At 37.3% G+C, this 13,370-nt stretch carries 8 protein-coding genes; all 8 read right to left on the minus strand.

Features of this window, described 5'->3' with window-relative positions; all coding sequences use genetic code 11:
• Window position 1: 1 nt before the first annotated feature.
• Window positions 2-679, minus strand: a complete 678-nt coding sequence (locus tag CLV48_RS03140; protein ID WP_106566119.1) for an ABC transporter ATP-binding protein — start codon at window positions 677-679, stop codon at window positions 2-4.
• 182 nt (window positions 680-861) lie between these two features.
• On the minus strand, window positions 862-3,318 hold the full coding sequence (locus tag CLV48_RS03145) for an ABC transporter permease (protein ID WP_106565749.1): 2,457 nt from the start codon (window positions 3,316-3,318) through the stop codon (window positions 862-864).
• A 352-nt stretch (window positions 3,319-3,670) separates the two neighbouring features.
• Window positions 3,671-4,435: a type I methionyl aminopeptidase gene (gene map / locus CLV48_RS03150; RefSeq protein WP_106565750.1), complete on the minus strand. Its 765-nt coding sequence runs from the start codon at window positions 4,433-4,435 to the stop codon at window positions 3,671-3,673.
• A 33-nt stretch (window positions 4,436-4,468) separates the two neighbouring features.
• Window positions 4,469-6,874, minus strand: coding sequence for an ABC transporter permease (locus CLV48_RS03155; RefSeq protein WP_106565751.1), 2,406 nt, complete (start codon window positions 6,872-6,874; stop codon window positions 4,469-4,471).
• A 323-nt stretch (window positions 6,875-7,197) separates the two neighbouring features.
• A complete protein-coding gene (locus CLV48_RS03160) occupies window positions 7,198-9,609 on the minus strand; it encodes an ABC transporter permease (RefSeq protein ID WP_106565752.1) in 2,412 nt (803 codons plus the stop codon).
• Window positions 9,610-9,896: 287 nt separating this feature from the next.
• On the minus strand, window positions 9,897-10,289 hold the full coding sequence (locus CLV48_RS03165) for a GNAT family N-acetyltransferase (protein WP_106565753.1): 393 nt from the start codon (window positions 10,287-10,289) through the stop codon (window positions 9,897-9,899).
• A gap of 27 nt (window positions 10,290-10,316) precedes the next feature.
• Window positions 10,317-10,781 (minus strand): RidA family protein, encoded by a 465-nt coding sequence (locus CLV48_RS03170; RefSeq protein ID WP_106565754.1) that lies wholly within the window; start codon window positions 10,779-10,781, stop codon window positions 10,317-10,319.
• A gap of 70 nt (window positions 10,782-10,851) precedes the next feature.
• A complete protein-coding gene (locus CLV48_RS03175; RefSeq protein WP_106565755.1) occupies window positions 10,852-13,239 on the minus strand; it encodes an ABC transporter permease in 2,388 nt (795 codons plus the stop codon).
• Window positions 13,240-13,370: the final 131 nt, after the last annotated feature.

Below are 13,370 nucleotides of genomic sequence, written 5' to 3' on the forward strand. Positions count from 1 at the left end.
TTCATGCTAAGGAAATGTCTTTATAAATCTTCCCATCCAACATTTCTATCAATCGGCTGCCATAATCTGCATTTTCACGTGCATGGGTAGCCTGGATAATAGTAGTACCTTCTTTGTTCAACTCTTTAAATACCTGCATAATTTCTTTGGCTTGAGTTGAATGCAGATTTCCGGTAGGCTCATCTGCCAAAAGTACCCTTGGCCTACCTGCAATGGCTCTTGCAATTCCGACCAATTGCTGTTGACCACCCGAAAGCTGTTCAGGAAATAAGTCCATTTTGGCCACCATATTAAACCTATCTAATAAGTCCGCAATGATGCTTTTTCTTTCGGAAGAAGAAACATTCCGGTACAACAATGGGGTTTCAATGTTTTCATATACTGTCAGTTCATCAATAAGATGGTACGCCTGAAAAATATATCCAAATTCGTCTTTGTGTAAAGCTGACTTTTGCTTCTCTTTCATACCGTTAATTGACTTCCCGTCAAAAATGTATTTGCCTTCATAATCCTCATCCAGAAGGCCAATTATATTAAGCAGGGTGGATTTCCCCACTCCAGATGGTCCCATTAAGGTCACAAATTCCCCTTGGTCAATCTTTAAGTCAATTCCCTTAAGAATAAATATCCTTTGGAATCTGGATTCTATATATTTATCGATATTAGAAAGTGCTATCATGATAAAAGAATGGTTTTTAAGATTTTTCAGAAACAGGTAATAAGCGATTACTTGAAGCTCTGATGTTGAGATTCTAATTTTATGCCATAAAAAAAGGCTTAAATCTTGCGAAAAAGCCCTTTTTTGGTAATTTATGCTAAGGTTTCGCCGAACACCTTTGTCCGCCAGCGGACAAAGCGATTTCATTCACTTTTTAATGAATCGATCGGATTTGTATTCGCTGCCTTTAAAGATTGATAGCCCATCACAGACCAAGCAATCACAAGTACCATCATTGCTGCTATAAAAAATATACCCCAGCTTAATTCAATTCTATATTGATAATTCTCCAACCAAGATTTCATTCCCCACCAAGCTATAGGAATACCTATAATTAATGAAATAAAAACCAGCTTGGTGAATTCTTTTGACAAGAGTAAAACCAGGGTACTAACTGAAGCCCCCAAGGCTTTTCTAATACCGATTTCCTTTTTGCGCTGCTCTGCTGTAAAGGCTGCAAGTGCAAAAAGTCCCAAGCAGGCAATGAATATTGCAATACCTGTGAATACGGCAAAAATTTTCCCAATTTTAGCCTCAGCTGCATACATAGAAGCAAACCTATCATCTAAAAAATCATAAGTAAATGGTTGACCGGGAGCCAATTCACGCCATTTTCCTTCAATGTACTGAAGAACTTCCTCCACATCTTGGGACTTGAATTTAAATGAGGCTATTCCAGATGGGTTAGGATCTATATACATCAATACCGCTCCAATATTTTCCTTTAGGGACTCGAAATGGAAGTTCTCAACCACTCCTATCACTGTTTTGGTTTTAAACTGATCCTTACTCACACCTGACACATTGTCTCCCGTGAATGAAGCAATTTTTTGACCAATTGGATCTCCATCGAAGTTGAATTTTTTCAATGCTGAGGCGTTGATAATTACTGCACTTGAGTCTGAAGGAAAGTCCATCGAAAAATCCCTACCCTGGATTATTTTCATTCCCAAGGTTTCGATATAATCAAAATCTACACGCCAGTTTTGGATGGAAACAAAATTTTCCTGGTCCTGAATATCCCTTCCTAATACCCACCATGGCATATCTGACCTATTGGTTCCTGATACAGGTAAAAACCCGCTTAAGGTCCCTTTTTCTATCAATGAGTTATTCAAAACCTCTTGTTTGAATGCTTGCTTTTGGTCACCTAGAGCATAAAGATCATGCACCATAATGATTTGATCTTTATTGAATCCTAGATTTCTATTCAGAATAAAATTCATTTGGGAAAACAATCCAATCGTACAGGATATTAAAATGATGGAAATTGAAAATTGAAAAACTACCAATGAACTTCTTACAGTTGCACTTTTCATTCCATTGGAAATGTCCCCTTTCAAAACTTTGGCAGGTTTAAAACCAGATAAAAAGAGCGATGGATAGATTCCAGCTATCAGACCAACCAGAATTGAACCTAATAGAAGGCTGGAATAAAATGTAAGTGAATCAAATGGCATTGCCAAATTTCTGCCTGCAAGATCGTTGAAAAAGGGCAGCAAAAAGGAAGCTATTATAACTGCCAAAATAAAAGAAATAATACTCATCAAAAATGTCTCAGTCATAAATTGAAATATCAAATCAGACCTACCTGAACCCATACTTTTTCTAACACCTACTTCTTTGGCGCGGTTAGATGATTTGGCAGTAGCAAGGTTCATAAAATTGATACATGCAATCAACAATATAAAAACTGCTATGGCCGTAAAAAGGTAAACATAGGTTATTGAAAAATTAGCTTTAAATTCTCCTACAAGATCACTGTGTAAATGGATATCCAGCAATGGCATCAATGTATATTCTGCCTTATTGCCACTGGCTTTAAACACTTCTAAGTTGAAATCTTCCCCCATAATTTGTTTAAGCACAGGCAATAGGTGCTTTTCAGTCATGGTGGCTATTTTCCTTTCCATTTCTATTTTGTCTGCACCTGGACTTACCAAAATGTAGGTCTGAAAATTATTCCCCATCCACTGCCCAGATTTAGCCTCCGGCAGCCCCTCAGCAGAAAGCAATACATGAAAATCAAAGTGGCTGTTTTCAGGAATATCTCTATAAACGGCGGTTATTTTAAACACCAACTCATTATCTAAAACTAAACTTTGTCCCACCGCATTTTCACCTTTAAAAAACTTATCTGCCATAGTTTGACTGATTAACATGGTATTAGGTTCATCTAAGGCACCTTCCTTTTTACCTTGCATTAGAGGGATATCGAAGACTTTTAAAAAATCTTTGCCGGCATAAATAATTTTGCTTTCCTTGATGTTTTCTTCATGCCTCTTAATTAGGAAAGTTCCTTGATTTCGAAAATGTACAGCTGCTTCAACTTCGGGGATTTCTTCCAATAACGCATCAGCCATCGGAGCAGGTACAAAAGTCATTTTCATCGCATTACCTCCAAACACAAGGTCCGAAGTCACCCGGTAAATTCGTTCAGCATTAGGAAAATGTCGATCATATCCTAGTTCATTTTTTACTAGCAAAGCAATAATCAAACAAATGGAAATCCCAAGGGATAATCCCAAAATATTAATGATTGAAATGTTTTTGCTTTTCCAAAAATTTCTGAAGGCTATTTTCAAAATGTTTTGTAGCATGGTATGTAAATTTTCTTATTGCTATTTGATCTTAATTCCTTGTCTTTTTCAATACTGCCTTGGCTCAGGTAGGTACTTTTGTTTTAAATTAAGAGAAAAGTACCAAATCTGAATTTTCATTTATTGATGCCTTTTATGCCTCTACAACCGAGAAAACAGGTTTCTGAAATCCAAATTATAAATACAGCATTTCCACTTCAGTTCTTTCCCATTCCTATGCCATAAAAAAGGCCCCAAAACACTAATTTGAGGCCTTTTTGATACGTAGTTTTAATTTTTACCCGAACAACTTCGTCCGCTAGCGGACAATATTTAAAACCATATTTTTTTTGATCCAATCTATTCTTTCAGTCTAATCCCATATTCCATTATTCTTTGTAAGGATCACCGGTTCTTTATCTGTAATAAGGATGGTATGCTCATGCTGTGCCATATAGCCACCTTTATTGCCTACCATTGTCCAGCCGTCACTACTTGTCACAGCTAGGGTAGAATCCGTTGAAATAAATGTTTCTATAGCCACTACCGAATCTCTCTTGAATCTATTGACATTGTACTTATCTTTAAAGTTTGCGATTTCAGAAGGCTCTTCATGCAAGCTTCTACCAATTCCGTGTCCTGTAAGGTTTTTAATTACTTTAAAGCCCAACTTTTTAGATTCTCTTTCTATGATTGACCCAATTTCTGAAATTTTCACACCCCCGCTTATTCTGCATATCGCTTTATCCAGGATATTTCTAGAAGCATCCACAAGTTTTTGATGGCCTCTTGAATCCTCCCCCACAACAAATGAAGCGCCATTATCGGACCAAAATCCATTCAATTCAGCTGAAACATCTATGTTAATCAAGTCCCCATCTTTTAAGATTTTTTTTGAAGAAGGAATTCCATGACAGAATTCTTCACCTACACTAATACAAGTCCAACCAGGGAACCTATATGTTAAATATGGGGCTGAATTGGCTCCAAAATCTTTAAGAATACTTGCCCCGTACGCATCAAGTTCTAAGGTACTTATACCGGGTCTTGCAAAATTTTTCATTTCCCTTAAAGTTAGGGCAACAACCTCACTGACTTTCTTCATTCCAATCAGTTCGGACTCATTTTTTATAGACATAATCTCATTCAATTTGTTAAATTTTATTATAGTCTATTCACTTTTTAGACCATTCATTGTATTCATGGAAGCAGCCCTCAAGGCCTGAAATCCTACCAAAAGCATAGTGATAACTATCGCTATAACCACAACACCTAAAATAGAGGATAATGAAATTTCAGTTCGGTAAGCAAAATTATTCAACCAATTTTTCCCAAAATACCAAACTGCTGGAATGGCGATTACAGATGCTAAACAAACCAAGATCATGAATTCCTTTGAAAGCGCAAAAACTATTTGGTTTACACCAGCACCTAATACTTTCCTAATACTCATCTCTTTTGCCTTGGTCTCTATCAGAAAAGAAACTAAACCGGTTAAGCCTATCAGGGAAATCAAAAAGGTCAATCCTGAAAATAACCTGAGCATTTTTGAAACACGTAATTCATTTTGATAAAGTCGTTCAAAATCATCATTCAGGAAAAAATAGTCCAAATTTCTGCCAGAAAAGTCATTTAACCATTTATGCTGAAGATCATTTAAAATCCCTTCAGTTTTACTTGGTTCAAACCGGAGGGAAAGCCAACCTGAAAATTTGGGTTCCCAATCCATAGCTATACCATGGATGGCATTTTGTAATCCCAATTGATGGTAATCTTTTACTACCCCAATTACAGTCCCTTGAGGAGTTGTGCTTGGAGAAACAATTTTTTTTCCAATAGCTTCTTCTGGATTGTCCCAACCAAATTGTTGAACTGCTTTTTCATTTAAGACCAAACTCTCTGTTTTATCTGATTCCCTCTCCTGATCAAAAAACCTACCTGCGACCAATTGTAAGTCCATTGTTTCAAGGTAATCCTGATCAACAGAAAGATATTCCAAGCTCACAGGATTATCTTTATCATTTCCCTCCAGATAGGCAATCTGACCAATCCAACCCGGTCTTCCTGGCAACCCATTGGAATAGCTTACCTTATTTATTCCTGGAATGTTAATCAATTCGTTCTTCAAGCTTTCAATATTGTTTTTTGGAATTTTCAAAGCATTTATTACCAGTATTTCCTCCTTCGCAAAACCTAATTCCTTTTGCTGCATAAAATCGAGTTGGCGCAACACTATAATGGTTCCCAATGCCAGTGAGACAGAAATAAAAAACTGAAATACTACCAAAACCTTTCTCAGATTCATACCCGCTGACTCCTTTCCTGATTTCCCTTTTAATACCTTAAGCGGCTGTAATGAAGCAAGGTAAAGTGATGGGTAATAGCCAGAAAGTAAAGTAATTACAACTACCAACATAATCATGGCGATTATTATGTTTGGCTTTAACAAAATATCCAAGGTATAAGCCTTATTGACTAAATCATTGAATGTTGGCAATAATAAACTGATCAGTAAAATGGAGAAGAACAGACCAATCAAGGTTAAGACAAATGATTCCGTGATAAATTGCCCCATCAATGACCCCTTGGAAGATCCGACAACTTTTCTTAATCCTATTTCTTTGAATCTGTCTACTGATCTTGCAGTTGTTAGGTTAATGAAATTGATGCAGGCTAAAAGAATAGTGAAAATACAAATTCCAAATACCATATTCAGGCGATCAAGGCTCCCTAAAGATCCCAATCCATTTCCTGATTTTGATTTTAGGTAAACATCAGTCAATGGTTCAAAAAATAATTTAGCTTCCGATCCCCAAGAGCGCATCATTTCACCAACATGATCCATATAAATCATTTCAGCCTTCTGCTTAAACAGCTCTAGATCAACACCCTCTTTCAACATAACATAGTTTCCCATACTGATATTGCTCCACCCCTTCATATAGTCATCTAATCCATTTAACTTTTCAAAAGTGGCTTGGGAAAGCAAAACTTCAAACTGGATATGAGAATTTTTAGGGGCATTTTTGACCACAGCACCTACAATAGCAGGAATGGTATCCGCTAAAAAAAATTCTTTTCCCAAGCCATCCTTTCCATTAAACATCCTCATTTCCATATCCTCGGTAATTACTGCATGGTATGGCTTGGACAAAGCTTCATAAGGAAGGCCTTTTACTTGTTCAAACGAAAAAACCTCAAAAAATTCAGGACTAACATATGCCATTCTTGGGTTTAAATTTTCCTCCCCTACTTTAATATCCAATTTTGGCCAGTCAATTGTATATACTACTTCTTCGACTTCGGGGAATTCTTCTTTCAGTATTTTCCCTATAGGCCATCCATTGGTATAATTATAACCTTCCCTGCCAGTTTTAAGGTCTATAAAAATTGTATTGACCCTGAATATCCTTTCCCCATTTTTATGAAATTTATCAAAGGAAAATTCATCAAGAGCAAAGACCAACATAAAAATTCCCCCAGACAAGCCCAAAGCAAGACTAATAATATTGATTATAGCAAATCCTTTTCTCTTTTTAAGTAGGCGGACTGCAATTTTGAAATAGTTTTTTAGCATAAATAACAATTGGTTAGTCAGTATTCAATTTTTTACAATATGTATATCCGCAATTAGGCCAGTAACCAATTTAAATTGGGTCTTAAATCAACCTGATATTAATAGATATTGGATCCGCCTCGGCAGACAAGTTATTCATTGGTATTGGTTTGAAATCTTAGGTTTATTCTATTGTGATTATTCTACTGGCATGAAAGCGGACAATCATATTTCATAATCAGAAAATTCAATCTTGATTGGAATCCAATCCCTCTCAATTTCTATTTCTTATGCATCGCATGTAGCAATCACTGGATTTTGATATCAAAACTCCTAAATTCCTGTCACTCACTCTTCAAGACCTTCGCTGGATTGGTTTTAGCCACTTCATAGGAATGGAAACCTACCACTAAAAGGGCCAACAATAAAACTGCAAGTCCTACACCTGCAAATAATTGAAATGGCATATCAATCCTGTAAGCAAATCGTTGAAGCCAGTTACTGCTGAAGTAATATGCCGGAATAACTGCTAATACAAATGATACAGATACCAAAACCACATATTGTTTGGAAATCAAAGTGATCAATTGCAAAATACCTGCTCCCAATACTTTTCTGATGCTGATTTCTTTGGTCCTTAAGGAAATGGTAAAGGAAGAAAGACCAAATAAGCCCAAAACGGAAATCAAAAGGGCAATGAAGGCAGCAAACCCCAAAACTCCTCTGATTTTCTTATCATCCTCATAAAAACCTTCTACTACCTCGTCCAAAAAAGTAAATTGCCCTTCCTCGAAAGGATACACCTCATTCACCATAAATTCCAATCTTTCTTTGGCATAAGCAAGGTTTTGTTGACCGGATAACTTGACTATCAATAAGTGCTGGTAATCCGAACGATTGGTGAGGATCATGGGCATGATACCTTCACGTAAACTCCTTGCATTGAAATTATCCACTACGCCTACAATGGTATTTTCATCCCTGCCGAAGCGAATGACAGCACCTAACACCTCATGGGGATCTTCCGCTCCCAATTCCTTCAAAAAATTCCGGTTGACTACAATTTCCTGAGCTGTTTTACCTAAGGAATTTCCCGCCAATATGGGGATTTCATGCACAGTCACAAAAGCAGAATCCACATTCATCACATGTACATTGAGTTGTTTTTCCTGACCTTCCACCATAGCATAGGCATCTGAAGTCCATATGGAATTAGAAGAAGCTAAATTTCCACTTAGGCTTACTCCTTCTACAAAACTCTCATTTCGTATCCTATTGGCCAATAGTTCCCTTTGTGCTTTATCGCCCATAAATGGGAGCTGTGTGAATAATACCGCTTCTTTTGAAAAACCCAATGGTTGTGAAGTAATGTATTTCATCTGATTGCTAAGCACGGCTACCATTATGATAAAAGCAATGGAAGCTGTGAACTGAAGTACGGATAAATTCTTTCTTAAAAATACCCCTAATGAAAATCCTCTGGTTTGCGACAATTCACCTTTTAAGGCCCTTTGAGGCTGATACTTAGACAAAAATAGGGCTGGATATAATCCCGTGAGGCCAGTAAGAACCAAAGCATTGACAAACAAAAAACCTAAACTCAGGGTGTTAACGGAGGTAAACTGAAAATTGCCCGGAAAATATCCTTTAAAATAGACTTGGATCTGATCTGCCATAAAAACAGCAAATATGGAGGCGATGCCTACCAACACAAAAGTTTCACTCAAAAACTGAAATACAAGCTGTCCACGGTCTGAACCCAAGGTTTTTCGAATCCCTACTTCTTTGGCGCGGTTGATGGCCAAGGCTGTTTCAAGGTTAACAAAATTGAGACATGCCAAAAGGAGAATAATAATTCCTATATATATCAATCCATTCAACAAGGTTTTTGAAATTGCTGTATCATCGAAGTTTTCACTGAAATGCATTTCTGTCAAAGGTTCACCGATAAATTCCGGATGGCTTTCTGAATCGTTATAGTACTTTTTTGCCAAAACTGCCAGTCCTTCATCCAAACTTGCTTTCCCGGAATTGGCAGAAACTTTTACAAATAGCTGGCTGGATGTATTTAAATTGGTCCAACTTTGCAGGCCATACCAATCCTCTTTTTGACTATTTGAAATGGTACTGAAGGAAATAAAATCGGTAAAAATAAAGTCTGAATTTTCGGTATAATCTGCCACCACACCATGGACTTGGGCATAGATTGAATCTGAAGCATCAATCCATAGAATTTCTTTTCCCAGAATTTCATTGGCTTTTGAGCCTGGAAAATATTTTTCAAGGCTACTTTCAGAAATCACAGCTGAATTGGGCTCCAAAAGAGCAGTCTGTGGGTTACCGGCCAGCCATTTCCTTTGGAAAATTTCAAAAAGTCCAGGATTAGCAAAAGCTACTTTGTTACTTCTACCTACAACTTTGTTTTGCTCCGGAATAACTACCATCACCTCAAAAAGCGCATATAGTCTGCCCTTTTTCTCAATCATCGAAAGCTCCTCATCAATTACCTCCCCCAATCGCCCATTGGTACCTGAAGTCTGAAAGATGTTACCTGTCTCCCACTCTTCTATGGTATTGATCCGGAAAATCCTGTCGGAATCAGGATGAAACTTATCAAAACTGTATGCATGCCAGACCACATTGAAAATCAATAAACAGATAGCTATTCCCAATGAAAGGCCTAATAGATGAACAAAAGTGCGAAGTTTGTTTCTCCTGATATTCCTAAAAGCTATGATGAAGTAATTCTTTAGCATGATTCCAAAATTTTTTGCCTGAAAAGCCCCATCCTATTTATGCCAATTCCCATACCAAACAAAATCAGCCCTAATTGAAAAAATAGGCCTATTTAATTCAATGAAACGGGATCAATACGAACATTATTGACCGTATTCGGACAAGCAATAAAAAAATCCTTCAAAATTACCGTGGATAAATTCTTCTATCTGCTTATAATGCTAGCCATACCTAAGTTATTCTAAATTATCTTCAAGTTCTTCTATAGCACTACAGACCTCTAAAGTAAATTACCCAAAACACCAATTTATTTAGGACGCATACCTACAGAAAAAACCTCGAAACCCAACTTTTCATAATAAGGCACTAAGTTTTCTTCACAAAAAAACTGTACATGCAAATTTTGGTTTTTGCAATATTCAACTAAGTTCTTGCATAGCTCCTTACCTATTCCTCTATTTCGGTAATCTGGAAGTACCCCTAATCCACATAAATAAGCATTTGTCAGACCATCAGAAATTACCCTTCCGGTACCAAGGAGCTTGTTTGCTTCATAAGCATACAGTACATAAAAACTTTTTTCCATGGCAAAGACAAGCTTTTCCATTTCCAATTTTAAAAACCTATTCCAACCAAGTTGTTCATACAAATTGAAAATATCGGTTGGCTTTTTGAGTTTGGAAGTGAATTTTATATCCATCTAAGAAATTTTAACTCCAGAAGCTTGCTAATTTAATTGATCCTTGGGAAGGTGTGCCACCAGTTCCACTTCCAATTTGGCTTCGGGCATATACAATCCCGAAATCTGTACCCAGGTAGCCGCCGGAAAGTCATTCTTGTAAAATGACTTTCTATAGCTGTTGTATTTTTTCATGGCTTCCATATCCGTGGTATACAAGTTCTCTTTGACAACATGCTGGAAGGTAGCCCCAAAACTATTGAGGGATTGTTCCAAAGCCCGATAAACATCCGTGATGCCTTTTGGAGTCACTTCATTGGTTACCACTCCTGATATGTAGAGTACATTGTCCACTTTTACAACCTGTACATATCCAGCCGAGGAATCCTGTTTTGCCGGATTATCCCAATGCCATTTTTCTTTGACAAATCCATTATTCTGTGCAAATACCATGGTATTGAAAAGAAACAACACCAGAGATAATGGGAGTATTTTAAAATAGTCGGATTTCATAAGGAGTCAATTTTGCTATGTTATTCCTGCGACATCATTCAGGAAAAGAAATAAAATTCATCGGTATAAATTACTCACTTCTCAGAGATTTGGTAGGATTAGCTGAGATAGTTCTTTGGGAATGAATCCAAATTATCAGGAAAATCAAGGTAACTAAGGCAACCAATAGTAAACCGATGATTTGCCATGGGAAATTGATCCTATAGGCAAAACCCATCAGCCATTCTTTTCCGGCATACCAGGACAAGGGAATCGCCAATCCCAAAGCCAATAATACAGGCCAGACAAATTCGGAAACCATCACTCCCATTACTTGATTGGAAGATGCACCAAATACTCTCCTAATTCCGATTTCTTTGGTTTTCCGCATAGCATTAAAGGTCGCTAAGCCCACTATTCCGATTACTGCAGTAACAAAACAGATCAGTGAGAATATTAAGACCAATTTAGAAACCACAATATCCGACTTATAAAGGTTATCAAATGTCTGATCTTGAAACCAGTATTTCATTGTAAAATCAGGTTCAATTTCATTGTACACAGTCTTAAGTATATCAACCGCCTCTCTGGTCTTTCCTGGGGCATATTTGATATAAATGCCTGAAACCTGCTCCATAGGTTTCCTGTAGATGATCACAGGTTCCATTGAAGCTTTCATTGAATTGGTATGAAAATCATTGACTACCCCTATGATTTCACAGGTAATATAATCATAGAGGCGTATTGTTGCGCCAATTGGATCATCTAGCCCCATCATCTTTGCTGCACTCGAAGAAATAACAGCCTCTGTGGCTAAGGAATCACGGGTGGTTTTTTCTGTATGGAAATTCCTCCCTTCCAAAACCTCAAGTCCGAGAAGTTCGGGAAAGTCATACCTTCCCCCAATGACCTGGAATGATGCCTGGGTTTCAGGTGACTTGCCAGGCCAATCTACCAAAACAGTCCCTCCTCCAGCATCCAATGGATTGGCGTCGGCAGCACTCAATTTCTTGATTTCAGCATGCTTGAGCAATTCATTCTTGAAAGGCTCATAGTTTTGGAGCAGCCGGAATGTGGGCTCCAACCTGATCATATTTTCCCGGTCAAATCCAAGATTCTTCGTCTGCACAAAATCCAATTGGAAGTATATGATGCTACTGAAAAGGATAATTCCTATCGAAACTGAAAGTTGAAAAGCAATCAACGCTTTTCGGAAATTCAAAGAACCCAAATTTACCTGGACCAAGCCTTTAAGGATCTTTGCGGTACGAAGCGATGACAATAAGAATGCGGGGTAAGCACCCGAAAGCAAGGTCATTAGTAACAAAAATCCCAAGAAAAGAAGCAAAGAATGTATATTGAAAAACTGCAATAAACTAAGTTGGGCATCGACCAATAAATTAAAAGCAGGCAAAATCAACCAAGTCAGGACAAAGCCTACAACAAATGCCAATAAAACCATCAGGCAGGACTCAAACAAAAACTGAAAAATCAATGTAGCCCTATCGGCACCTATAGCCTTTTTGACTCCTATTTCTTTCCATCTCAAGGAAGACCTTGCTGTGGTGAGGTTAATAAAATTTGTTATCGCAACTAAAATAAGTAACAACCCAATTAGGCCAAACTGGATAATCTGATCAATTTTCCCTCCTTTGTTGATTCCGTTTTCATAATTACTGTTCAGGTAAAATTTAGTAAAGGGAACTGCTTCATAAACCAATCCATAAGATTTATTGCTTTCACCAATTACTCTCACATCATTGAGCTTTTCAGAAATAAGCGATGAATTTGTCCCTGCACCGGATTTGATATAAACCTCAAAGAAATTACCTGAAAGCTGTTCCTCATTGATGCCCCATTGCCTTTGAAGCATCTGCATAGGTAATGCAAAATCAAACTTAATAGAGGATTGATCAGAGATGTTCCTGAAAACTGCTGTTACAACTACTTCCTTGCTACGGTCAATTGTGATAGTTTTGCCAATAGGATCCTCTGATCCATACAAAATTTCAGCCATTTTCTCCGAAATGGCAATGGATGCAGGTGTTTTTATAGGGTCTTGCTCACCTTTGATAATCGGAAAACTAAAAGTGCTAAATAGGCTAGCACTCGCATAAACTCCATTAAAATAAACACATTCATCAACTACCCTGTCCGGCCAAAAACATAATTCATGGGGCCACCTAGAGCCGGTTGAAATATGGGTGATAGCCTCCACTTCTGGAATACCTGAAACATCTATATTGTGCCCGGCTAAAAAAAATGTCTGCTTTGTCCCTTCAGCATCCCTATGGGTAATCACTTTATATAACCTGTCAGCATCCGAATGGAATTTATCAAAAGACCATTGATGATGTCCCCATAGAAAAATCAATAAAGCACATGCAATGGCTATGGACAAGCCAATTAGGGTCAGAAATGAATGACCAGAAAACCTTTTGAAATTTCTGACAAAAATCTTTAAATAATTGAATATCATACAATTAAAATAATAGGTTAATCCAATGATAAAACTGGATTGATTAAGAATCAAATTTCCCTGAACTTAAGGAATCTCAGGAAGTCCAAGACTATTCAAATCTCCACCAATGGTTTTATTATCTATATTTT

Origin of the sequence: Cecembia rubra (assembly GCF_003014575.1) — a bacterium.
Classification (GTDB): domain Bacteria; phylum Bacteroidota; class Bacteroidia; order Cytophagales; family Cyclobacteriaceae; genus Cecembia_A; species Cecembia_A rubra.

Excerpts from the sequence above, each read along its gene's own strand:
- CLV48_RS03140 (WP_106566119.1), bottom strand. The coding sequence starts at position 679 with ATGATAGCACTTTCTAATATCGATAAATATATAGAATCCAGATTCCAA.
- CLV48_RS03145 (WP_106565749.1), bottom strand. The coding sequence starts at position 3,318 with ATGCTACAAAACATTTTGAAAATAGCCTTCAGAAATTTTTGGAAAAGC.
- map (WP_106565750.1), bottom strand. The coding sequence starts at position 4,435 with ATGTCTATAAAAAATGAGTCCGAACTGATTGGAATGAAGAAAGTCAGT.
- CLV48_RS03155 (WP_106565751.1), bottom strand. The coding sequence starts at position 6,874 with ATGCTAAAAAACTATTTCAAAATTGCAGTCCGCCTACTTAAAAAGAGA.
- CLV48_RS03160 (WP_106565752.1), bottom strand. The coding sequence starts at position 9,609 with ATGCTAAAGAATTACTTCATCATAGCTTTTAGGAATATCAGGAGAAAC.
- CLV48_RS03165 (WP_106565753.1), bottom strand. The coding sequence starts at position 10,289 with ATGGATATAAAATTCACTTCCAAACTCAAAAAGCCAACCGATATTTTC.
- CLV48_RS03170 (WP_106565754.1), bottom strand. The coding sequence starts at position 10,781 with ATGAAATCCGACTATTTTAAAATACTCCCATTATCTCTGGTGTTGTTT.
- CLV48_RS03175 (WP_106565755.1), bottom strand. The coding sequence starts at position 13,239 with ATGATATTCAATTATTTAAAGATTTTTGTCAGAAATTTCAAAAGGTTT.